Origin of the sequence: Affinundibacterium danionis (genome assembly GCF_042432465.1) — a bacterium.
Classification (GTDB): domain Bacteria; phylum Pseudomonadota; class Gammaproteobacteria; order Burkholderiales; family Burkholderiaceae_D; genus Undibacterium; species Undibacterium danionis.
The window spans coordinates 157,770-180,411 of record NZ_JBHLXJ010000002.1 but is presented as its reverse complement, the minus strand read 5'-3'; the positions used below and the strand labels follow the sequence as shown (position 1 = coordinate 180,411).

20 protein-coding genes and 1 tRNA gene are annotated in these 22,642 nt (G+C 45.3%); 5 read left to right on the top strand and 16 right to left on the bottom strand.

What is annotated here, in order from left to right:
• Positions 1-109 precede the first annotated feature (109 nt).
• The 6 genes from pheS to ACFFJH_RS00795 form a co-directional block, all read right to left on the bottom strand.
• Positions 110-1,126: a phenylalanine--tRNA ligase subunit alpha gene (pheS, locus tag ACFFJH_RS00820; protein ID WP_390209384.1), complete on the bottom strand. Its 1,017-nt coding sequence runs from the start codon at positions 1,124-1,126 to the stop codon at positions 110-112.
• A 487-nt stretch (positions 1,127-1,613) separates the two neighbouring features.
• Entirely contained in the window at positions 1,614-1,973 is a 360-nt protein-coding gene (gene rplT, locus ACFFJH_RS00815) for a 50S ribosomal protein L20 (protein WP_186889230.1), read from the bottom strand.
• Between the two features lie 28 nt (positions 1,974-2,001).
• Positions 2,002-2,199: a 50S ribosomal protein L35 gene (gene rpmI / locus ACFFJH_RS00810; RefSeq protein WP_038493025.1), complete on the bottom strand. Its 198-nt coding sequence runs from the start codon at positions 2,197-2,199 to the stop codon at positions 2,002-2,004.
• Positions 2,200-2,515: 316 nt separating this feature from the next.
• Positions 2,516-3,088 (bottom strand): translation initiation factor IF-3, encoded by a 573-nt coding sequence (gene infC / locus ACFFJH_RS00805; protein WP_390209382.1) that lies wholly within the window; start codon positions 3,086-3,088, stop codon positions 2,516-2,518.
• A 7-nt stretch (positions 3,089-3,095) separates the two neighbouring features.
• Positions 3,096-5,003, bottom strand: a complete 1,908-nt coding sequence (gene thrS / locus ACFFJH_RS00800; protein ID WP_390209381.1) for a threonine--tRNA ligase — start codon at positions 5,001-5,003, stop codon at positions 3,096-3,098.
• Positions 5,004-5,246: 243 nt separating this feature from the next.
• Positions 5,247-5,323 (bottom strand) — tRNA-Val (locus ACFFJH_RS00795).
• 208 nt (positions 5,324-5,531) lie between these two features.
• Between ACFFJH_RS00795 and ACFFJH_RS00790 the strand changes: the two genes are divergently transcribed.
• Positions 5,532-6,500, top strand: a complete 969-nt coding sequence (locus tag ACFFJH_RS00790) for a cation diffusion facilitator family transporter (protein ID WP_390209379.1) — start codon at positions 5,532-5,534, stop codon at positions 6,498-6,500.
• 56 nt (positions 6,501-6,556) lie between these two features.
• Here ACFFJH_RS00790 and ACFFJH_RS00785 read toward each other — a convergent pair whose 3' ends face one another.
• The 3 genes from ACFFJH_RS00785 to ACFFJH_RS00775 form a co-directional block, all read right to left on the bottom strand.
• Positions 6,557-8,794 carry a RelA/SpoT family protein gene (locus tag ACFFJH_RS00785; protein WP_390209378.1) on the bottom strand — a complete coding sequence of 746 codons (2,238 nt, stop codon included), beginning with the start codon at positions 8,792-8,794 and terminating at the stop codon, positions 6,557-6,559.
• Position 8,795: 1 nt separating this feature from the next.
• Positions 8,796-9,143 carry a RidA family protein gene (locus ACFFJH_RS00780; protein ID WP_390209377.1) on the bottom strand — a complete coding sequence of 116 codons (348 nt, stop codon included), beginning with the start codon at positions 9,141-9,143 and terminating at the stop codon, positions 8,796-8,798.
• Between the two features lie 70 nt (positions 9,144-9,213).
• Positions 9,214-10,077 (bottom strand): alpha/beta fold hydrolase, encoded by an 864-nt coding sequence (locus tag ACFFJH_RS00775; RefSeq protein WP_390209376.1) that lies wholly within the window; start codon positions 10,075-10,077, stop codon positions 9,214-9,216.
• 117 nt (positions 10,078-10,194) lie between these two features.
• On the opposite strand from ACFFJH_RS00775, the gene ACFFJH_RS00770 reads away from it, so the two are divergent.
• Positions 10,195-10,989: a 3-hydroxybutyrate dehydrogenase gene (locus ACFFJH_RS00770; RefSeq protein ID WP_390209374.1), complete on the top strand. Its 795-nt coding sequence runs from the start codon at positions 10,195-10,197 to the stop codon at positions 10,987-10,989.
• 131 nt (positions 10,990-11,120) lie between these two features.
• Here ACFFJH_RS00770 and ACFFJH_RS00765 read toward each other — a convergent pair whose 3' ends face one another.
• Together ACFFJH_RS00765 and ACFFJH_RS00760 are read right to left on the bottom strand one after the other, a co-directional pair.
• Positions 11,121-11,762: a CoA transferase subunit B gene (locus ACFFJH_RS00765; protein WP_390209373.1), complete on the bottom strand. Its 642-nt coding sequence runs from the start codon at positions 11,760-11,762 to the stop codon at positions 11,121-11,123.
• A gap of 27 nt (positions 11,763-11,789) precedes the next feature.
• Entirely contained in the window at positions 11,790-12,488 is a 699-nt protein-coding gene (locus ACFFJH_RS00760; protein ID WP_390209372.1) for a CoA transferase subunit A, read from the bottom strand.
• 239 nt (positions 12,489-12,727) lie between these two features.
• On the opposite strand from ACFFJH_RS00760, the gene ACFFJH_RS00755 reads away from it, so the two are divergent.
• Positions 12,728-13,285, top strand: a complete 558-nt coding sequence (locus ACFFJH_RS00755; protein WP_390209371.1) for a LuxR C-terminal-related transcriptional regulator — start codon at positions 12,728-12,730, stop codon at positions 13,283-13,285.
• Between the two features lie 113 nt (positions 13,286-13,398).
• On the opposite strand, the gene ACFFJH_RS00750 is transcribed toward ACFFJH_RS00755, so the two are convergent.
• Positions 13,399-14,175, bottom strand: coding sequence for an SDR family oxidoreductase (locus ACFFJH_RS00750; protein ID WP_390209370.1), 777 nt, complete (start codon positions 14,173-14,175; stop codon positions 13,399-13,401).
• Between the two features lie 419 nt (positions 14,176-14,594).
• On the opposite strand from ACFFJH_RS00750, the gene ACFFJH_RS00745 reads away from it, so the two are divergent.
• Together ACFFJH_RS00745 and ACFFJH_RS00740 are read left to right on the top strand one after the other, a co-directional pair.
• Positions 14,595-16,265: an electron transfer flavoprotein-ubiquinone oxidoreductase gene (locus ACFFJH_RS00745; RefSeq protein WP_390209368.1), complete on the top strand. Its 1,671-nt coding sequence runs from the start codon at positions 14,595-14,597 to the stop codon at positions 16,263-16,265.
• A gap of 298 nt (positions 16,266-16,563) precedes the next feature.
• Entirely contained in the window at positions 16,564-18,669 is a 2,106-nt protein-coding gene (locus ACFFJH_RS00740; protein ID WP_390209367.1) for a TonB-dependent receptor plug domain-containing protein, read from the top strand.
• A gap of 9 nt (positions 18,670-18,678) precedes the next feature.
• On the opposite strand, the gene ACFFJH_RS00735 is transcribed toward ACFFJH_RS00740, so the two are convergent.
• Genes ACFFJH_RS00735 through ACFFJH_RS00720 form a run of 4 tightly spaced genes read right to left on the bottom strand, consistent with a single transcriptional unit; the run spans position 18,679 to position 22,641 of the window.
• On the bottom strand, positions 18,679-19,260 hold the full coding sequence (locus tag ACFFJH_RS00735; RefSeq protein WP_390209366.1) for an NUDIX domain-containing protein: 582 nt from the start codon (positions 19,258-19,260) through the stop codon (positions 18,679-18,681).
• Between the two features lie 32 nt (positions 19,261-19,292).
• Positions 19,293-19,595: a DUF2818 family protein gene (locus tag ACFFJH_RS00730; RefSeq protein WP_390209365.1), complete on the bottom strand. Its 303-nt coding sequence runs from the start codon at positions 19,593-19,595 to the stop codon at positions 19,293-19,295.
• 42 nt (positions 19,596-19,637) lie between these two features.
• Positions 19,638-21,119 carry an NADH-quinone oxidoreductase subunit NuoN gene (gene nuoN, locus ACFFJH_RS00725; RefSeq protein WP_390209364.1) on the bottom strand — a complete coding sequence of 494 codons (1,482 nt, stop codon included), beginning with the start codon at positions 21,117-21,119 and terminating at the stop codon, positions 19,638-19,640.
• 28 nt (positions 21,120-21,147) lie between these two features.
• On the bottom strand, positions 21,148-22,641 hold the full coding sequence (locus ACFFJH_RS00720) for an NADH-quinone oxidoreductase subunit M (protein ID WP_390209362.1): 1,494 nt from the start codon (positions 22,639-22,641) through the stop codon (positions 21,148-21,150).
• Position 22,642: the final 1 nt, after the last annotated feature.

Below are 22,642 nucleotides of genomic sequence, written 5' to 3'. Positions count from 1 at the left end.
ATTCAATTATCGGGATGCAGATTGAGGCGCAAAACGTAGCAATACGTCGGTATTGCGAGGCTTTGTAACGAAAATATGCGCCCGAGAATTGGATTTATAGATGTCTCCACTAATTAAATTGCTTTAAGAATCGTAAATCACCTTCGTAGAACAAGCGAAGATCGCTGACGCCGTAACGCAGCATCGTTAAGCGTTCCAAGCCTGAGCCGAATGCAAAACCGATATATTGCTCTGGATCGAGTCCCATGTTTTTAATTACAGAAGGATGCACTTGTCCTGAGCCAGAGATTTCCAACCAACGTCCTTTCAAAGGGCCGCTACCAAAAGCAATATCGATCTCTGCGGAAGGTTCGGTAAATGGGAAATACGATGGGCGGAAGCGTACTTGCAAGTCATCTGTTTCGAAGAAGGCTTTCACAAAATTCAGATACACGCCTTTCAAATCGGCAAAGCTAATGTCCTCGCCTATCCACAATCCCTCGACTTGATGAAACATAGGCGAATGTGTGGCATCGCTATCGACGCGATAAGTGCGACCTGGCGCAATCACTTTAATAGGCGGCTTATTCATGCGCGCATAACGTACTTGCATAGGACTAGTATGCGTACGCAGCAACAAAGGCTTACCAGAGGTATCGTTACCTTCGACATAGAAAGTATCTTGCATAGAACGCGCAGGATGATTTTCTGGGCTATTCAATGCCGTGAAGTTAGTCCAGTCATTTTCGATTTCAGGACCATCCGCCACATCAAAACCTATCGAGCGGAAGATTTCTTCTACACGTTGCCAAGTACGCATAACAGGATGAATGCCACCCATGCCACGACCGCGCCCCGGCAAAGTTACGTCGATGGCTTCTGCATTTAAACGCGCTTCCATCTGCGCATTCGCTAATGCGTCACGACGTGCCGTCAAGGCATTTTCAATTTTCTCTTTGGCGACGTTAATCACGGCACCTTGTGCTTTACGCTCTTCCGGTGCCAATTTACCCAAAGCTTTCATTTGCTCGGTGATTTGACCAGACTTTCCGAGGTACAGTGCTTTTGCATTTTCCAAAGCGGCGGCATCTGCAGCGGCGGCAAAATCGGTGATAGCTTGCGTTACGATTTGATCTAATGAGTTCATGCGATTTTTCCCACTTCATGTGGATGATAAAAAATATCGAGTCTTCGTCTTGTAGAATGAATAAAGCACACTTCAAACTACATCACTCCCTCCCCATCAAAGGGAACGCGAGGGTCACTGCCATTAAGTTAAGCCATATCGTAGGGCGGGTGAAACCCGCGCTGCTCAGGTGTTCAATTGACTGGTGGCACAGGTTTCACCCGTCCTACAAATTTATATCCTTAATTTAATGACAGTGAAGGTTGAGATGGGGGAAGGGTCTCATTTAAGTAAACAAAACATTGTCCATTAATCGAATTTAACCCATCCCAATCCCGACCTTCCCCTTGAAGGGGAAGGAGCGGAATCAAAGACTCACACAAAATAAACTGAACGAAGTTAGATCATTTTGTATAAGCCCTACAAAAAACAAACGGGGCACAGGATTGAACCTCTGCCCCGCTCATATTGGCGTTTCGTGTTTAACGAAACGCCAGACTATGACTAATTAAGCAGCCAAAGTCGTTTTTACTTGATTAACAATCGCAGCAAATGCTGGCTTGTCCATCACAGCCATGTCGGCCAACACTTTACGGTCGAGTTCGATGTTCGCTTTTTTCAAGCCGTTCATGAACACGCTGTAAGTCAAACCATGTTGACGGGATGCTGCATTGATACGGGTAATCCACAAAGCGCGGAATACACGTTTTTTGTTACGACGATCGCGGTATGCATATTGACCAGCGCGCATAACAGCTTGCTTAGCAATACGGAATACCTTACTACGACGACCACGATAGCCTTTGGCTAAATCGAGAACTTTCTTATGACGGGCACGAGCGGTAACCCCACGTTTTACTCTAGGCATGATAACTCCTTAAAATAGTGAGTAGAGGTTAAGCTGTTGGCATCATGCGCATGACTGATGTTACGTCAGACGCGTTGATGTTACGGGTGCCACGCAATTGGCGTTTGTTCTTAGTGGTTTTTTTAGTCAAGATATGGCGCTTGAAAGCGTGACCACTCTTCACTGTTCCACCTGGGCGTACACGAAAGCGCTTCTTTGCAGAGCTCTTTGTTTTCATTTTAGGCATAACTTCTCTGTCTTTTACGACAGCTCCTTTTTATATGATGGTAGGTGGTGACAATGACGTCACTCTTGCATGCCTACTTCTCACTTAGTTTGGGCTTGGAATCGAGTCCAATGCCCTTTGTTGCAATTGCGGCTCTTGCGAATCGCCATCACTACAAATTCTTTTTTTGCTTCTCTAAAATTAGAGGCCGCAAGGTTGGCTCAGAAATTCCATTTTAAGGATGCAGTACTAGGCGTTTACCGCAGCAATACGTTTGCATTGCGAGGACAAACAACGACGTAATGCGTCCTACAATTAGATTTATGAACTCACCAACTTATTTCTTCTTTTTCGGTGAAAGGATCATAACCATTTGGCGTCCTTCCATCTTAGGAAACTGTTCAACCTGACCGTACGGCTCAAGATCGAGTTTCAAACGCTCTAACATGCGCATACCAATTTCTTGGTGTGCCATTTCACGTCCACGGAAACGCAAAGTGATTTTAGTCTTATCGCCGTCATCCAAGAATTTGGTCAAATTACGCAACTTAATGTTGTAATCGCCATCATCGGTACCCGGACGGAATTTAACTTCCTTGACCAAAATAACCTTTTGCTTCAGTTTGGCTTCGTGCGCCTTCTTCTGCTCTTGATACTTAAATTTGCCGTAATCCATCAATCGGCAAACAGGTGGCTGCGCGGTTGGCGCAATTTCCACCAAATCTACTTCGGCCTCTTCGGCTAAGCGAAATGCTTCACTTAATTTAACAATGCCTAAAGGCTCGTTCTCAACGCCGGACAGACGCACTTCTATCGCTGTAATTTCGCCGTTGATGCGATGTGACTTATCGGTAGCTATCTTAGTTTCCTTCAAAAATTTAAATAAACAGGCTGTACTTTTTTTGGGCAAAAGCTGGTTAAGCCTTGGTTTCCAAGTCGTTTTTGAGGCGATCCAAGAAGGCTTCCTGGGTCATTACACCCAGATCCAGATTACCGCGCGTACGCACAGCCACTGTATTCGCATCCCGTTCTTTATCACCGACTACGATGATATAAGGCAACTTTTGCATGGAATGTTCGCGTATTTTATAGGTAATCTTCTCATTACGCAAATCTGTATGCACTCTAAAGCCTTGTTTTTTCAGGTTTTCTGCGACAGATTTTGCATATTCAGCCTGAGATTCGGAGATATTCAGCACCGCAACTTGCACTGGTGCCAACCAAGTTGGTAAAGCACCTGCATGATTTTCGATCAAAATACCAATAAATCTTTCCATTGAACCAACAATCGCACGATGCAACATCACAGGTACTTTACGTGAATTATCGTCAGATACATATTCTGCACTCAAACGACCAGGCATAGAGAAATCGACCTGCATCGTGCCTACCTGCCACGGACGACCCAAGCTATCTTTCAAATGATACTCAATCTTAGGACCGTAAAAAGCCCCCTCACCTGGCAATTCTTCCCAAGTCATGCCGCAATTACGCAAAGCAGCACGCAAGGTATCTTCCGCCTTATCCCAAATCTCTTCAGAGCCAATACGATTTTCAGGACGCAAGGCCAATTTGATTTGAATATTTTCAAAGCCAAAATCGTCGTACACCTTCATCGCTTGCGGATGGAAAGCCATCACCTCATCTTGAATCTGATCTTCGGTACAGAAGATATGACCATCATCTTGGGTAAAACCACGTACACGCATAATGCCGTGCAAAGCACCGGACGGTTCATTGCGATGGCATTGACCGAATTCGCCGTAACGCAATGGCAATTCGCGATAGCTACGCATATTTGAATTGAAGATCTGCACATGGCCTGGGCAGTTCATTGGCTTCAATGCGTAATTACGATTTTCAGACTCGGTACTGAACATATTCTCGCGATAGTTCTCCCAGTGACCTGTTTTTTCCCACAAGGTACGATCCAAAATTTGCGGCGCTTTGACTTCTTGATAGCCGCAATCTTGATAGACTTTACGCATGTATTGCTCAACTTGCTGCCAAATTGACCAACCTTTTGGATGCCAGAAGATCAAACCCGGCGCTTCATCCTGGAAGTGGAACAAATCCAAAGTTTTACCTAGCTTACGATGATCACGCTTTTCCGCTTCTTCTAGCATGTGTAAATATTGCTCTTGATCTTCCTTCTTCGCGAACGCGGTGCCGTACACGCGCTGTAACATTTCGTTTTTGGAATCGCCGCGCCAGTAAGCACCCGCCAACTTCATCAACTTAAATACTTTCAATTTGCCTGTTGATGGCACATGAGGGCCACGGCACAAATCGGTGAAGCTGCCTTCTGTGTAAAGCGATACGTCTTGATGTGCAGGAATCGATTCAATGATTTCTGCTTTATATTTTTCGCCAATCGATTTGAAGTAAGCCACAGCCTCATCGCGTGGCACGACTTTACGTACAACTTGCTCATCTTTTTTCGCCAACTCTGCCATTTTCTTTTCGATAGCAACTAAGTCATCGGGTGTGAATGGACGTTTGTAAGAGAAGTCATAATAAAAGCCATTTTCAATCACAGGACCAATCGTGACCTGCGCATCAGGAAACAACTCTTTAACTGCATACGCCAACAAATGGGCTGTGGAGTGACGAATCACTTCCAAACCATCCGCATCTTTATCAGTCACAATCGCCAAATCAGCATCTGCTTCGATCAAATGCGATGTATCGACCAACTTACCGTTGACCTTGCCAGCCAAAGCTGCTTTTGCCAAGCCCGTGCCGATACTGGCGGCGACTTGCGCCACTGTGACAGCGGACTCAAATTGTCGTTGCGAACCATCGGGCAAGCGAATTGAAATCATATTCATCTCCATACGGGCCTAAGCCAAAAAATTACAAGTTTAAAATCAGAACAAATCTTTAGACGAAAAAAAACGCGGACTAGCCGCGTTTTTCTGAATACTTCCAAGACGAAAAAACACCTCGACTAGCGTCGCTCACAAAGGAATGTGATCGTAGTTCGCGGTATCATAACCATGATGCCTTTCTCGCTCTTACAAAGTACTACTTGTTGTCATGCACAATTATGTACATTTACTAAATTCTGGTGGGCGGTGAGGAATTCGAATCCCCGACCCCTTGGATGTCGACCAAGTATTCTAACCAGCTGAACTAACCGCCCGAAGAGCCGAGACTATAGCAAACATCAGGATAACCGTAAAGTGCTTTTTAGTGATTTCGTATAATCTGCTTTATTACCCATACTAAGCTAGAGGCCAATTGGCTGGAAATAAATTTGCCATCGACCATCATCACAATCACTTACCACAGCTAAGCCAACATAAATCACTTACAATACCTAACCAACTTCAGAGAAAAATCTACCTCCTATGCCTCACGATTCACATACGCATAACAGCTCAGAAAAAAGTGCACATTTACACGCGCACCGACATGGCGACGCGACGCATCAACATTATTTTGCAGATCGTAGTCAATCAATTCTTGCTTGGGCATTGGGTTTAACTTTGTTCTTTGCTGGCGTCGAGATCGTATTCGGTTTTTTATCCAACTCACTGGCTCTCATCTCGGATGCAGGCCACATGGTGACTGATTCTGCAGCGCTTGGACTTGCGCTTTTGGCGCAACTCATTGCCAAACGCCCGCCAACGGCAAAACACACATTTGGCTTTGGTCGCTCAGAAGCACTCGCTGCCTTTGTTAATGGATTAGTGATGCTCGGCGTCGTGGCGTGGATTAGTTTTGAGGCACTCCAACGACTAGCAACACCAGAAAAAGTCCAGGGTGGCATGGTCATGATTGTGGCAGCTATAGGCCTCGCGATAAATATTATTGTTGCTTGGGTTTTATCGCATGATAAGGACAGCATGAATACACGTGCCGCTTTAATTCACGTTATGGGCGATTTACTTGGCTCCGTAGCAGCCATCGTTTCTGGCGCTATTATTTATTACACAGGCTGGATGCCTATCGATCCCATTTTATCTATTTTTGTTTCATTACTAATTTTAAAATCGACGCTAGGCGTACTCAAGGAGTCTTTTCATTTTTTAATGAAAGGCGTACCTCATCAAATTAATTATCTGCAAATTGGCGAAGATCTAGAAGCCACAGCCGGTGTCATTTCCGTGCACGATTTACATGTTTGGGATATGTCGCCTGGTCAACCTGCATTGATTGGCCACTTAGAAATCGATGACCTTAGCGCTTGGCCACGTATTTTGGAAAGCATCAAAAAAATGCTTTTAGAAAAACATGGTATCGATCACATCACTCTGCAGGCTGAAGTACTACGAGAAGAAGCATTCAACGACGCACAATGTAATGGCCAGCATTAAAAACAGGCGCTCAGCCACAAGCGCACCAAATGAACTCATCAAATTAATTAGTCAGTTCAAGCGCGACGAACTTCCTGCACACCAAGTACTTCATGAATCACTATCATCGCTTTTTGTAATTGGGTCGTACCATTTATCTCGACGGTAAAGGACATCTTGGCCTGCCCTTTCGCACTTTGTGTATTGACCCCAATCACATTAATTTTTTCTCGGGAAAACACTTCCGAGATATCGCGCAATAAACCTTGTCTGTCTTGTGCCATAACAAAAATATCGACGGGGTAAAGACTGTCTTTACCGCCATCACCCCAGGTCGTTTGAATAACACGCTCGGGAGCCTTATTGCGCATTTCAGCAAAATTTTTGCAGCTCAATCTATGAATTGAAACACCTTTGCCACGTGTGACAAAACCAACGATATCATCCGGTGGCGCGGGCTTGCAGCAGCGCGCTAATTGCGTCATCAAACCATCAGTCCCCACCACTAAGACACCTGATTTAGCACCCTGCACCACGCTTGATGCGCGACTCTTATTAGCAACGAATAGTTCGACATCAGATTCTGGCTCAGGATTATCTCTCAATGCAACTTCAACCTGGCGCAAACTAAACTCTTCTTTACCCACGGCTAAAAACAGATCATCCAAACTAGCAAAACTCAATTTACGAGCCAACTCCTCTAAATTAACCGAAGTTTTGCCTTCACGTTGCAAAGTTTTTTCTATCATGCCTCGCCCGTTGGACAAGGTCATTTCCTGATCGATCGCATTAAACCATGCGCGAATCTTGCTGCGAGTTCGAGTTCCTACCGTATATTCAGGCGTCAGCCAATCACGCGACGGTCCAGTCTGAATAGAGCCGCTTTTCAAAGTGATGATTTCTACTGTCTGTCCATTTTTCAACTTAGTATTGAGTGGCACCATCACACCATCAACGCGAGCACCGCGACAACGATGTCCAACATCGGTATGCAGTTGATAGGCAAAATCGACAGGTGTCGCACCTGTTGGCAACTCAATGACCCTAGCCTGCGGTGTCAACACGTAAATTCTATCGTCTAGCGTGGCGGCTTTGACCTTCTCTACCCACTCACGTTGCAATTGCTCTTGATCGACCACTACATCGGAGACTTCATTTTTCCAAGCCAACAACTGACGTAACCAGGCGATTTTTTCATCATATTCATGCGCAGAAAAATTCGATCCGCCCGCTTCTTTATAGCGCCAATGCGCCGCCACGCCAAACTCTGAGAATTGATGCATTTCTTTAGTTCGGATCTGCACCTCCAATGGTCGCCCATCATCAACGATCACAACCGTATGCAGGGATTTATAACCGTTAGGCTTAGGGCGAGAAATATAGTCATCAAACTCTTTGGGGATGGGTGTCCACAAATTATTTAAGATCCCCAACACCGTATAACAATCTTTTATGTCATCAACGATGACACGAAATGCGCGCACATCGTAAAGCTCATCAAAATCGACCTTCTTCCCCTTCATCTTTTTCCAAATACTAAAGATGTGCTTAGGGCGGCCACTGACTTCAGCCTTTACACCAACGGCAGCAAGTTCTTTTTCTAAACGAGCAATCGCCGACACCACAAAACTCTCGCGCTCAACTCGCTTTTCCTCCAACATTTTAGCGATACGCTTATATTGTTCCGGCTCTAAAAAACGGAACGATAAATCTTCCAGCTCCCACTTCAACTGCCAAACGCCAAGGCGATTTGCCAATGGCGCATACAAATCCATGGTTTCGCTGGCGAATTGCTGAACTGCGCCATCGTCGCGCTTACATTCTGCAAAATAGCGCAAGCTAGTTAAACGCGATGCCAGTCGCACTAAGACAACCCGCATATCGTTCGCCATTGCCAATACCATCTTACGCAGCACTTCCATCTGCGAAGCGGTACGTTCAGCATCGTCCTTACCGCGTCCGACATCATGCTGCGTCAAGGTCGCTTCACGCAGGCGCATCAAGCGCCGCACACCAGCAACCAATTCCGCAATTTCCTTACCAAACTTCGCCTCTATCTTGGCGGCAGCTAATGGATTTACTTCAGACAATTCAAACAACAAACCCGCGATGCGCGTATCAACATCCGTTCTTAACAAAGCCAAAGTCGACGCCACACCAACCACAAATTGCAAAGCATTCTGTTCTGTCTGTATGCAATGATCTTCGTAGTGAGGCGTCACAAACTCTAGAGCCTGTATGACGCGTGCTGCGTCTGACTCGGATAAACCTTCCAGTAAAGCTGCTTCGGAAATTGTCGCTGATAAAGAAACCATATTATTTTTGCGCTGCAGTCACAACGATCTCAACTAACCAATCGGGATTGGCCAATGCGGCCTGAACGGTGGCACGTGGCGGCGAATTTCCTTCCGCCACCCAAGCGTCCCATGCTTGATTCATCCCAGCCATATTTGCCATGTCAGTGATGAAAATCTGGCACATCAAGATGCGTGATTTATCGCTCCCAGCTTCTAGCAATAAGCGATCAATTTGCTCTAAAACATTTTGCGTCTGTCCAACGATATCTTGCGTGGTATCTTCTGGAACCTGACCCGCCAGATAAACAACCTGATTAAAAATCGCATATTCCGACAAACGTGGACCTACGTGAAAGCGTTGCAACATAATGAAAAAACTCCAAAAAAACTCAAAAATAAATTACTAAACAAGTCGCCAAAGTAGCCCAAGGAACTCCCTATCGAAGCAAAAATGCTTTAGCAATAGCAATCTGATCCTGATGCACAAAGGTCGGCGCATGCCCTACCCCTGCAATTTCGACCACCTCGGCGCGCGGGCCACGCTCTTGCATTTGCAATGCGGTGGCTTTCGATAGTAAATCAGACTCCTGACCACGAACTAACAAAGTTTCGCAGGTGATCGCATCATACGCAGCCCAAAGCATTTTTTCGCCTATCGAGGCCACTTCCGCCGTAGTTGCCTGAACTGGAATCGCCAAACCCAAATCATAGTGACGCTGCCACTGTCCATCAGCATTTTGTTTTAATACATCACGGGCGATTTTGCGCCATTCAGTATCAGAATGCGGACCAAACGAAATAGAAACCTCACGAATGAATCGCTCAGCCTCTTCAAAGCTATCAAAACGTACATCTTGCGCAATCGAATCGCCAATACGTTTTAAACCATCGAAATTTAAACTAGGTCCAACATCATTCAAAACCAATTTACGCAGCGGATTATTTTTCATCGAGGCCAGCACCATGCCAATCAAACCACCCATCGAGGTACCAAACCAATCAACCGTATCAGCATTAGCACGTGCCAACAAGCTAACCATATCGCTCACATATTGTGGAATTTGATAGAGCTGAGGATTAGGCAAATGATCTGACTGACCGCGCCCAACCACATCTGGGCAAATAACACGATAGTCAGCTTCCAAAGCCTGCGCCAGCATATCGAAATCATCGGCTACACGCGTCACACCATGTACACAAATCAATACCTTTGCATTTTGTGGATCACCCCATTCCTTGTATGACATCTGATGCAAGCCAGCGGGAGAAATGCACTGCACAGTTTGACGGGTGAAAGTCATAGAAAATTTCTTTGTAAGATTTGAAAAGTAAGCTGCCATTTTACCGAGGCTTTGGCATAAAATCCCTTTGACTGCTTTTTTTCTCTCACTATTTTTGATTTTTCTATAGGAAACCGCATGCAAACTCGATCACTTGTTGGAAAAACTGCTCTAGTTACTGGCTCTACCTCGGGTATAGGCTTGGGAATCGCTCGTTCACTAGCTGCTGAAGGCGCCAATATTTGTTTAAATGGTTTTGGTGATGCACAAGAAATCGCACAATTACGCGCAGCAATAGAACAAGAGTATCAGGTCAAAACCATGTACTCAAATGCCGACATGACTCAGGCATCGCAAATCGCCGATATGATGGCGCAGGCGCAAGCGGAATTTGGCGGTGTCGATATTTTAGTGAATAACGCAGGCATTCAACACGTTGCCGCGATTGAAGATTTTCCGATTGAAAAATGGGATGCGATTATCGCGATTAATTTAAGCTCCGCCTTCCATACGACGCGTTTGGCATTACCATCCATGCGCACAAAAAATTGGGGGCGCATCATCAATATCGCTTCCGTGCATGGTTTAGTCGCTTCAGCCCAAAAATCCGCCTATGTGGCAGCCAAACATGGCCTGATTGGGTTCACCAAAACCACGGCCTTAGAAACTGCAGATACGGCCATTACTTGCAATGCTATCTGCCCAGGATTTGTACTGACACCACTAGTACAAAAACAAGTCGATGCGCGCGCTGAAAGAGACAACATTAGCAATGAGGAAGCAAAAAAATCTCTGCTCTCGGAGAAACAACCGTCAGGTGAATTTGTCACGCCGGAACAACTAGGCGCCTTAGCAGTATTTTTCTGCAGTGATGCAGCAACGCAAATCCGTGGCGTCGCTTGGAATATGGATGGTGGTTGGGTTGCGCAATAGAAGCTCTCTCTCCTGCGTCATTTAATTGTAGGGCGGGTGAACCCCGCGCCGCCAGGCCTTTGAGCACCTGAGCAGCGCGGGTTTCACCCGCCCTACGATATCGCTTTAAACGAAGCCGAACAGCCCCAAAATTATTCCACTGCGCTCGTATCAATTGTCGCTTCTGTCTTCGCCTGAATCTCTTCCTTAGTCACGCCTGGCGCCAATTCAACTAGCTTTAATCCAGTTGCAGTAATATCGATCACGCCTAAATCCGTGATGACGCGATCCACCACACCGACACCAGTTAATGGCAAATTACAGGTTTTCAAAATTTTGTGTGCATCCCCTTTGGCAACATGCTCCATCAAAACGACAACTCGACCTACGCCTGCGACTAAATCCATCGCGCCGCCCATGCCTTTAACCATTTTGCCTGGAATCATCCAGTTCGCCAGATCGCCTTTTTCAGAAACTTGCATCGCCCCCAAAATAGCCACATTAATTTTACCGCCGCGTATCATCGCGAATGAATCTGCCGAACTAAAAATCGATGAACCAGCTAAAGTTGTTACGGTTTGTTTGCCCGCATTAATCAAATCAGGATCAACTTGATCCTCAGTTGGGAATGGCCCGATACCGAGCAAACCATTTTCCGATTGCAGCCATACTTCCATGTGATCAGGTACATGATTTGCCACCAAAGTCGGCAGACCGATTCCCAAATTCACGTAAAAACCATCTTGTAATTCTTGCGCTGCGCGTGCAGCCATTTCGTCACGATTCCATGCCATGATAATGTCCTCTTTCTTCTTCTGTGATTAGCTCGGCGTTACTGTGCGTTGTTCTATGCGTTTTTCTGGATTGGCATTGACAACGATGCGATGCACATAGATACCGGGGGTATGAACCTCATCCGGATCAATCTCACCAATTTCCACCAATTGCTCGACTTCAACTATCGTAATTTTGCCGGCCATAGCCACATTAGGATTGAAATTACGAGCCGTTTTGCGATATACCAGATTGCCGGCTTTGTCTGCTTTATAGGCTTTTACCAAAGACACGTCCGCGACCAGAGCGCGTTCCATCACATATTGCTCACCATCAAATTCACGCACCTCTTTGCCTTCAGCGACTATGGTACCCACGCCAGTTTTGGTAAAAAAGGCGGGAATGCCAGCGCCACCGGCTCTCAGCTTTTCAGCCAAAGTACCTTGTGGCGTGAATTCCAATTGCAATTCACCAGCCAGATATTGACGTTCAAATTCTTTGTTTTCGCCGACGTAAGAAGAAATCATTTTGGTGATCTGACGAGTCGTTAATAATTGACCCAGACCAAAACCATCTACACCCGCATTATTAGAGATCGCGGTGAGATTTTTCTTGCCGCTATCGCGCAATGCGGCAATTAACGCTTCAGGAATACCACACAGACCAAAACCACCAACCGCAATGGTTTGACCATCTTTGACTACATCAGCCAGTGCAGAGGCAGCATCAGGATAAAGCTTATTCATACGTCTCCCTTTTCTAGGTGTACCAAAAAAATCAAGCATAGAGTGCAATACGGGACAATGCAATACCGTAGAACTACTATCCGAAAATCGCACAGGCGATCTGCAGCGACGCACAAAGCCACCAGCAATCTCTCGCCATAACATGCGCTTCATTGTATTCTACGCAGCGGGGACTCTCACCACGACGGCCTTAATAATTAAGCACCAATTAATCACAAATTATCAACTTTCTTCTCGCTATGTCCACTGCCCTGCCTATCGACTTTGCCAACATTTTTGAATTGGCGCCTATAGGCATGTGCGTCTCGCAGAATCGCCGAATCATCGCTTGCAATCGAGCACTCGCGGCGATATTCGGCTATCACCAGGACGAGCTTATTGGACAATCATTTTTAATCTTATATCCGAGTTCAGATGAATTTGAACGCACAGGCGCACGTATTGTACCTATCATTAATGCGATGGGCAGCTATTCAGACGAGCGCATTATGAAACGCGCCAATCAGGAGCTATTTTGGTGTCATGTGACGGGACGCTCATTGCATCCAGATGATGCGCACGCAGCTGGCATCTGGACTTTTGATGATCTGAGCGCAAAACGTAAAGTGTCGCAGGAATTATCAACCCGAGAACGCGAAATTGCCGCGCTAATAGCCGATGGACATACCAGTAAAATGATCGCACGCAACCTGAATCTCAGCCCGCGGACCATAGAAATGCATAGAGCCAAGCTAATGAAAAAACTCAATGCCAACACGGCCAGCGAACTCATCAATAAACTACTGCGGATTGGCTAGCACGCTGAATAAGCGACTGTGCAATTAGGAAAATTTATGCACTCAAAAATACCCGAGTCTTATTGATCCGGGTATTTTGAATGGGACTAGAACAGGAAACGATATAAGAAAGTTTACGACGCACCCAACCCGTCATCCGCCGACATGATCGCGCCGTTGATAAAACGCGATTCCTCTGCAGCTAACAGCAATAACAAACCGTCCAAATCTTCCGGCGTACCTACACGTTTTCGAGGCAACATGTCGATCAATTTTTTACCTTGCTCTGTTCTAAAATGATCTTCGTTTATTTCAGTCTCAATATAACCTGGACAAATCGCGTTGACGTTGATGCCAAACTTCCCCCACTCCACCGCCATCGCTTTTGTCATTTGCACGACCGCAGCTTTACTCATGCAGTAAATGCCTAATTGCGGAATGACACGCAATCCCGCTACGGAGGCGATATTGATAATACGGTGTTGTTTTTTGTGATCGCCTTTATAGCGAGTAATCATGCGTTTAGCGGTTTCTTGTGCAACAAAAAAAGCACCGCGTTGATTGGTATCCATCACAAAAGCATAGTCTTCTGGCGTCACATCTACTAATTTTTGTTGAGTCGAGACACCTGAATTATTAATCAGAATATCAATAGGACCCGCTTCCGTTTCAGCGTGGGCAATCGCTGATTTGATACTGGCATAATCGGTCACATCCAATGCGACCACATGTGCTGCGCCGCCATCCGCCTCAATCTCGGCACGCAATTCTTTGAGACGATCGATACGACGTGATGCCAATACGACCTGAGCACCCGCCATCGCCAATACTTTCGCAAAACGCGCGCCTAAACCACTTGAGGCACCAGTAATGAGGGCTACTTTTCCCTCAAAATTGACTTCTATTCCCATGTCTTTCTCCAACAAAATTATGATCTAAAATTCCGATCTGACAACTGCTTTTAGAATATCGCTTAAGTGCCTTATCTAAGATCAAGTGCGCTCAGCAAATTGTTCGAATCATACTCGCAATCAACATTATGATGGGAAAATGCGGCCGAGGCGATCCTAACTAATCTGCATTTTTGAAGTAAAAGCCTATTTTTACTGCTCGAATCGCGGCATTCTCAAATCGTGCCTACAGGCAAATACGCAAAAATCTGGGATAATCCCACGCTGAAAGCCAATTCAAAATACAACAAGAAATAACAAAAACGCGCCATTAGAAATCCGCCACTAGTGGATCAACTTGCACAATTGTGTGAGTACCCATAACATCGGGCATCCACTTTTGCTAGCGACTGCATTCAAATTAGAAAGCCCTGCTTATTATGACTACCTCTCAACAATTACTAGAAGAATACGGCCCACGTGATGCGATGGAATATGACGTCGTCATCGTCGGTGGTGGTCCGGCTGGATTATCTGCTGCGATCAAGCTCAAACAATTGGCGGCGGAAAGTGGCAAGGAAGTATCGGTTGTCGTCTTAGAAAAAGGCGGCGAACCGGGCGCACATATACTTTCAGGTGCGATTATGGATCCAATCGCGCTGACTGAACTTTTTCCAAACTGGAAAGAATTAGGTGCACCGCTGAACACGCCGGTGACCGAAGATCGCATCTATGTGTTGACCGAAAACAGTGCGTTCAAAACACCAAACTGGTTAGTCCCAAAATGCTTTCATAATGAAGGTAATTACATTGTCTCCCTAGGTAATGTCACACGTTGGTTAGCCCAACAAGCAGAAGCCTTAGGTGTAGAAGTATTTCCGGGTTTTGCCGCTGCTGAAGTCTTGTTCAATGAAGATGGTTCAGTCAAAGGTGTAGCGACCGGCAATATGGGCGTCAACCGCGAAGGTGAAGCGTCCTCCTCATTCCAAATCGGCATGGAATTACATGCGAAGTACACTTTGTTCGCCGAAGGCGCACGCGGGCATCTCGGCAAACAAATGATTGCGAAATATGCGCTAGACAAGGACAAAGATCCACAATCTTACGGTATCGGCATTAAAGAATTATGGGAAATTGATCCCGCCAAACATAAAGAAGGCTTGGTCGTCCATACGACGGGCTGGCCTATGATGAGCGATTATGCTGGCTCTTTCCTCTATCATTTAGAAAACAACCAAGTAGCAGTTGGCTATGTGGTCGGCCTCGCTTACGAAAATCCTTACATCTCACCATTTGAAGAATTCCAACGCTTCAAAACGCACCCAACAATTCGTGGTTTCTTTGAAGGCGCTAAACGTATTTCTTACGGTGCACGTGCCATCACTGCGGGTGGTCTGCAATCATTGCCTAAATTAACTTTCCCGGGCGGCGCCTTAATTGGCTGCGATGCGGGCTTCTTGAACATGAGTCGTATTAAAGGTAGCCACGCTGCGATTAAAACCGGCATGCTGGCTGCAAGTGCGGCATTTGAGGCATTGAATGCAGAACGTCAGCACGATGAACTCTCCGCATACACGACAGCATTTGAAGCATCGTGGTTGCATGAGGAATTACATACCGCGAGGAACGTCAAAAATCTCCTGAAAAAAGGCGCGTATGGCTCACCATTTGTTTGGTTAGATCAAGTGCTACTGCGTGGCAAAGCACCGTGGACTTTGCGTCACTCTAAGCCTGATCACGCATGCCTGCGCCCTGCTTCGGAGTTCACACCGATCAACTATCCAAAACCAGACGGCAAGCTAACGTTTGATCGTTTGTCGTCCGTATTTATCTCCAACACCAATCACGCCGAAGATCAGCCTATCCATCTGACTTTGAAAGATGCGAGTGTGCCAGTCAACGTTAACTTAGCAAAATACGCCGGACCTGAAAGCCGTTACTGCCCAGCCGGTGTGTATGAATTCGTGAAAACGGATGAAGGTGCTGATCGCTTACAAATCAACGCCCAGAACTGCGTACACTGTAAAACTTGCGATATTAAAGACCCAACGCAAAATATCGTATGGGTGACACCTGAAGGTGGTGGTGGCCCGAATTATCCTAGTATGTGATTTATCTTTGAATGGATAGATAGCAAGATCGACTCCTTCAAATAATATGAAAAACCGCTATAAAAACCGCTATAACTTAGCGGTTTTTTACTTTTTGCAACGCATTTTTTGGGCAGATATCACTTGCACCAAAAAACAATTTCTCAAACTATACTAACCACATAAGTTTATTAAAATTCTCAAATTGCAAATTATGTAACGTGATAATATCGCCTATATTTTTACTATCCAGACCCGCCAATTCATGCCGCGAATTTATTCCTCACACATAAGTCAAAAAACCTTAATTTGTGCGATCTTGAGTACGTGTTGCGCGACCAGTACGGTGCATGCACAAGAAAATAGCGGCAATAAAGCACCAACAAAATCGGAACCAACGCAAAAAGTCGAAATCAATGCCAAACAGTATGATGCACGACGCGAGGATACTGCTTCCAAGATCGTGGTGACAGAGGAAGAAATTAAGCAGTATGGCGAATCCAATGTTGCAGAAATTCTCAAGCGCCAGTCTGGCGTTACTGTCAGCGGCAATGAGATTCGTATGCGTGGCTTGACCAACGGCTACACGCAAATTCTTATCGATGGCGAGCCGCTACCAAGAGGCATGGGTATAGAAACTGTCGATGTTAACAAGATAAAGCGCATAGAAATTCTACGCGCAGGTACGGCAGACTTGAGCACCCGCGCCATCGCCGGTACCATTAATATTGTGATGAAGAAAATAGAGACGACGAGTCGTGAATTCAGCACAAGTTTGAGTCGATCCGCAATTGAATCTTTTGGAAATATCAGCTTGAATCAATCCGATAAGAGCGATCGTTTTTCTTATGGAGTCGGCGTTCGTATCATCTCAGGACATTTTTTAGGTCGTAATCAGACTTTACTAGAGACCCTAGATGGATTAACAGGACAATACGCTACACAACATGCGCATGGCGAAGCAAAAACCTCATTCCCAGCGCTCATTATCGATCCTAGATTCACGTGGACGCTGGAAAATGGCGACACGCTCACATTGAAGAATCAAATTTTCTATCAAAAGATAGATAGAGACAGCCTGACAGACTGGGGAAGCTCGACTGATAAAACTAAGACACATGACGATAGAAAAGCGCTGGGTGCTGAGCTCAACTGGGAGCGTCGTTTAGCCAAGGAATTTGGCAACGAATCCACCTTCAAATTCAATCTTGGCGTGAACCATTTTATGCTAAGCACTACGGGTTCAGATCAAACCTCGGCTGCCAATTCCTCTTTACCATCGACACGACAAACGCAACTGAATGAAACACATCAAGATTGGAAATCAACTGGCAGTTACGTGACTTCATTTGCCAAAACTCATATCCTTAAAAGCGGATGGGATAGTGCGATCGCCATCTCTGATAGCCATAAAACCCAAATGACTATGCAAGCACAGTCGCCGAGCATCTTGAACGATAGTAGCGATGTGCGCATACAGCGCGCCGCCTTCTATGTGCAGGATGAATGGCAAACTACGCCGACGTGGTCTAACTATTTTGGACTGCGTTGGGATATGTTTCAGACTACAGGATCGGGCGATCAGTTTAGCCAATTTAAAAATAAGACCAGCGTGCTAAGTCCGATACTGCAGAGTTTATGGAAGCTAGCCGATAGCAAAGAAAACCAAGTCAGATTCGCGTTCGCCCGCAGCTTTAAAAATCCAGAAGCCTCAGACTTAATTCCTACCAAGTTTAAGAGTTTGAATAATCAGTTTGCCTATCCCGAACGCAGTGGCAATCCATTTTTAAAACCAGAAATAGCGCTAGGCTTAGATGCCGGGTTTGAACATTTTGGTGAGAATGGACTGAAGTACAGTGCATCGGTTTATCTTAAAAAGATTGAAAATGTCATGCGCCGCGACATTAGTCTGATCGATCAAAGATGGGTCGACATGCCTGTCAATGATGGTAATGCGCAGGCTCGCGGGCTGGAGCTAGATACCAAGTTTCCCTTATCGATCTTATTTGAGGATGGAAAAAATATAGAATTCAGAGCCAATGCAGCACGCAATTGGTCGTCGGTGGACAATGTTCCAGCACCGAATAATCGATTTGCACAACAAGCGCGTTTATCCGCCAACACAGGGATAGATTACAAAGCGAACGATAACTGGTCGGGCGGTGCGTCTTATACCTTCACCAGCGGAGGACCATTTAGACTGTCCCAAGAAAACAGTCGCTATATTAGTGTGAGCCGCCGCTTGGATGCGTTTGTGAAATGGAAGTTGAGCAAAGAAACCACAATGCGATTTGTTGTGCGAAATTTGCTAGCGCAAGACAATGTCAGTATCCGACAATATGTCAGCAGCACACTCACAACAAGGAGTCAGGAATTCTCGCCTTCATTTAGGCAAATTGGTGTCAGTCTAGAAATGAAATTATGAAGAGGATTTTCACGAAGTCCATTCTTGCTTAAGAATTTTATCCAGCCAAAATGCGCCGATGACCGTTTTGACATCGGTAATTTTTCCTGACTTCACCCATTCCAAAACATCAGATACTGGCGCAGTGAAGGTTTCTAGAAACTCTTCTTCATCGAGTTTTGCTTCACCAGCGACCAAGCCACGTGCTAGATAGATATCGAGATGCTCATCGGCATAGGCAATTGCATTATGTATCGTACAGAGGAATTGCCAATCGCTCGCGGTGTAACCGGTTTCTTCTTTGAGTTCGCGCTTTGCGCAGACTAAGGAGTCTTCATTGGGATCGATTTTCCCGGCTGGGAACTCTAGAAATACTTGGTTAAGCGGATAACGAAACTGGCGCTCCATCAAGACCGTACCATCATCAAACAAGGGCAAAATAACCACCGCACCCGGATGCTTAATGTATTCACGCGTGACCAAATTACCGTCTGGCAATCTGACGGTATCTTTTTCTACATGTAGGAAATTACCTTGATAGACACGTTGGCTATCAACTTTGATTTCGGCTAACTGAGGATTTTGATCTGGACCTAGATCTAGGATATTCATACGATTTTGATCCATGTAGATTGGACTTAGTTTTAACTTTTACGTAAGTAGCGAAAAACGAAGCCTGGAAAAGCGAATACTATAAACAAGCAAGCTGTTAATGCAAAAAATTCCCAGCGTTGCTCGAATCGGTTGCCTGCATTCGACTCTAAGAAGAAGCCAAATGCGCCCACAACAAAATACAAAACAATCAGCTCAGCCAAACGCAGCCAAGCCGATTTCTTGTTCTGAGATTTTAAAGGGATCAGACCAAAGACGCGTTCGGTAACAAACGGCAAACTTGCAGCGAAAAGTGCCACGAAAATCACAAGCCAACTAGATAGTGATGTATTCAAGACACTTCTCTCTTTAGAATAAAAACGGATAACACGAGGAATTTATGAGGCTAACGCACTCTTCACGGCATCCACGCAGCTGCGCAGTAAGGAACCTGGCATCAAGCCCAACACCAATACGGCCAAACCATTGGCACTTAATACCAACTTTAAATCCATATTCGCTGTGATAGGAGATGTATCGACTGCTTCATCAAAGTACATTACTTTAACAATACGCAAATAGTAGAACGCACCAATTAGTGAGAACAGCACCGCTGCCACAGCCAACCAAATTTGACCCGCCGCAACGACAGAACTCAATACAGACAATTTTGCATAGAAGCCCATCAATGGAGGGATACCTGCCAATGAGAACATCAGTAACAACATGATGAAGGCGAACCATTTACTGCGTTTGTTCAAGCCTTTGAGATCAGAGATGTTCTCAGCTTCAAAACCTGCACGTGACAACATCAAAATAATGCCGAATGTACCTAAAGTCGTCATCACATAAGTCACCGCATAAAACATGGAGGCGCTATACGCTTCAGCAGCTAGCTCGGTGTTGCCGTTCGATACGCCAGACAAGAAGCCCAGCAACATAAAGCCCATTTGCGAAATCGTAGAATACGCCAACATACGCTTCAAATTGGTCTGGGCAATCGCGGTGATGTTACCGACCGCCATCGACATCACGGCCAGCACCATTAACATTTGTTGCCAATCGACTGCTAATGGGAATAAGCCTTCTACCAATAAACGATAAGTAATAGCGAAAGCAGCTAATTTAGGCGCACCACCCAACAACAAGGTAACAACAGTAGGTGAACCTTGATAAACGTCAGGAACCCACATATGGAAAGGTACGACACCAAGTTTAAACGCCAGACCAGCAACCAAGAAAACAATACCAAATACTAAAATCGTTTTGTTGGCATTCACGGAGGCGGCTACCTCAGCCATTTTATTCAAATTCAAAGTGCCTGTTGCACCATACAACATAGAAATACCATACAACAGGAAACCAGAAGCCAGGGCACCCAATACAAAGTACTTCATCGCGGCTTCGGTCGATACATTGTTATCACGACGCAAGGCTACCAAGGCATATAAAGCCAAAGACATCAATTCCAAACCAAGGTAAATAATCAAGAGATTATTACCGGAGATCATGATCATTTGACCCAACAACGAGAACAAAGCTAAGGTGTAGAACTCACCACCGAGCAAACCACTAGTCATACCGCGATCTGTTGCGTATTGACGACCATAGATAAATGTCACGCCTACCGCAATATAACTGAACATCTTTAACAGGTTCGACATGGCATCAGAAACGAACATGTTATTGCTCAAATAAACTGAGGTACCTGTGGTCGCATTCATCGTCAATACACCACAGACACCAAGTGCCAAAAGGCTCAGTGCGTAGGTAATGTTGCGCTTTGCATCGCCCAGAAACATATCGATTAGCAAAATAGCGCAAATCGACAGCAGCAAAAACATTTCTGGATAAAGTGATGGTGGAATAATCAGGTTCATATTATTGATTTCTAATTTCTAATGGCTACTATGGAGCAATTTTAGATGTTGCGACATGTTTCAATAAGTCTGCAACGGAAACTTGCATCGCATCGGTGAACGGTGCTGGATACAAGCCCATCGCAATCACTGCAATCGCTAACACGCCGAGCATAAAGAATTCACGCTTATTCAAATCTGTCAATTTCGCAACGTGATCATGGGTAATCGCACCGAACACCACACGTTTTACCATCCACAAAGAATATGCAGCGCCGAAAATTAAAGCAGTTGCTGCCAACATGCCGATCCAGAAATTGAATTTCACTGCGCCGATAATCACCATGAATTCACCAACGAAACCTGACGTCGCTGGCAAACCGCAATTAGCCATAGAGAACAACACAAACAAAGCTGCAAACTTAGGCATCGTGTTCACGACACCACCGTAGTCGGCGATTTCACGTGAATGCACGCGGTCGTACAAGACACCGATACACAAGAACATCGCAGCGGAAATAAAACCGTGAGAAATCATTTGTACGATAGCGCCCTGCACGGCCAATTCATTAAACATGAAAAAGCCTAGAGTCACAAAACCCATGTGAGCGATAGAAGAATAGGCCACCAACTTCTTCATATCTTTTTGAACTAAGGCTACCAAACCAATGTACACGACTGCGATCAAAGATAAAGTAATCATCATGCTAGACAAGTAATGACTAGCATCGGGAGCGATAGGTAAAGAGAAACGCAGGAACCCATAAGCACCTAATTTCAACATGATCGCTGCCAATACCACAGAGCCGCCGGTAGGCGCTTCTACGTGAGCGTCTGGCAACCACGTATGCACTGGCCACATTGGGACTTTCACCGCGAAGGCCATCAAGAAGGCGACGAACAACATGATTTGTTCATTCAAAGTCAATGGCAATTGATGCCAAGTCTGAATATTAAAAGAATTACCAGATTTAAAGTAGAGGTAAATAATTGCTACCAAAGTCAGTAAAGAACCTAACAAGGTGTACAAGAAAAATTTAAATGCGGCATAAACACGATTTGGTCCACCCCAGACACCGACGATGATGTACATAGGAATCAAGGTGGCTTCAAAGAATACGTAGAACAACAAACCATCAGTTGCACAAAATACGCCTATCATCAAACCTGACAGAATCAAAAATGCGCCCATATACTGAGCGACGTTTTTTTCTATCACTTCCCAAGCTGCAATCACGACAATCACAGTGATGAAAGCAGTCAAAGGCACGAGCCACATGGAAATACCATCGACTCCCAAGGCATAAAACGCATTAAAACGTGATATCCAAGAAAGGCTTTCAACAAACTGCATACCATGAGCAGTGTTATTGAATCCGTCAATAATTGGCAATGTGACTGCGAAACTCAGTAACGAACCAATCAAAGAAAGGGTACGAACAAAACCTTGGTTTTTATCGCGACCCAAAGCTAAAACAACGATACCAAATACGATTGGCAACCAAATCGACAGGCTTAATAATGGAGAGTTTGACAGCATCATG

What these genes read in the sequence shown, in the direction of transcription:
- ACFFJH_RS00775 (WP_390209376.1), bottom strand. Translation starts at nt 10,077, where the DNA reads ATGACTTTCACCCGTCAAACTGTGCAGTGCATTTCTCCCGCTGGCTTG.
- thrS (WP_390209381.1), bottom strand. Translation starts at nt 5,003, where the DNA reads ATGATTTCAATTCGCTTGCCCGATGGTTCGCAACGACAATTTGAGTCC.
- pheS (WP_390209384.1), bottom strand. Translation starts at nt 1,126, where the DNA reads ATGAACTCATTAGATCAAATCGTAACGCAAGCTATCACCGATTTTGCC.
- ACFFJH_RS00745 (WP_390209368.1), top strand. Translation starts at nt 14,595, where the DNA reads ATGACTACCTCTCAACAATTACTAGAAGAATACGGCCCACGTGATGCG.
- rplT (WP_186889230.1), bottom strand. Translation starts at nt 1,973, where the DNA reads ATGCCTAGAGTAAAACGTGGGGTTACCGCTCGTGCCCGTCATAAGAAA.
- ACFFJH_RS00765 (WP_390209373.1), bottom strand. Translation starts at nt 11,762, where the DNA reads ATGGCATGGAATCGTGACGAAATGGCTGCACGCGCAGCGCAAGAATTA.
- ACFFJH_RS00735 (WP_390209366.1), bottom strand. Translation starts at nt 19,260, where the DNA reads ATGAATATCCTAGATCTAGGTCCAGATCAAAATCCTCAGTTAGCCGAA.
- ACFFJH_RS00760 (WP_390209372.1), bottom strand. Translation starts at nt 12,488, where the DNA reads ATGAATAAGCTTTATCCTGATGCTGCCTCTGCACTGGCTGATGTAGTC.
- rpmI (WP_038493025.1), bottom strand. Translation starts at nt 2,199, where the DNA reads ATGCCTAAAATGAAAACAAAGAGCTCTGCAAAGAAGCGCTTTCGTGTA.
- ACFFJH_RS00770 (WP_390209374.1), top strand. Translation starts at nt 10,195, where the DNA reads ATGCAAACTCGATCACTTGTTGGAAAAACTGCTCTAGTTACTGGCTCT.
- ACFFJH_RS00790 (WP_390209379.1), top strand. Translation starts at nt 5,532, where the DNA reads ATGCCTCACGATTCACATACGCATAACAGCTCAGAAAAAAGTGCACAT.
- ACFFJH_RS00755 (WP_390209371.1), top strand. Translation starts at nt 12,728, where the DNA reads ATGTCCACTGCCCTGCCTATCGACTTTGCCAACATTTTTGAATTGGCG.
- nuoN (WP_390209364.1), bottom strand. Translation starts at nt 21,119, where the DNA reads ATGAACCTGATTATTCCACCATCACTTTATCCAGAAATGTTTTTGCTG.
- ACFFJH_RS00720 (WP_390209362.1), bottom strand. Translation starts at nt 22,641, where the DNA reads ATGATGCTGTCAAACTCTCCATTATTAAGCCTGTCGATTTGGTTGCCA.
- ACFFJH_RS00785 (WP_390209378.1), bottom strand. Translation starts at nt 8,794, where the DNA reads ATGGTTTCTTTATCAGCGACAATTTCCGAAGCAGCTTTACTGGAAGGT.
- ACFFJH_RS00780 (WP_390209377.1), bottom strand. Translation starts at nt 9,143, where the DNA reads ATGTTGCAACGCTTTCACGTAGGTCCACGTTTGTCGGAATATGCGATT.
- ACFFJH_RS00750 (WP_390209370.1), bottom strand. Translation starts at nt 14,175, where the DNA reads ATGGGAATAGAAGTCAATTTTGAGGGAAAAGTAGCCCTCATTACTGGT.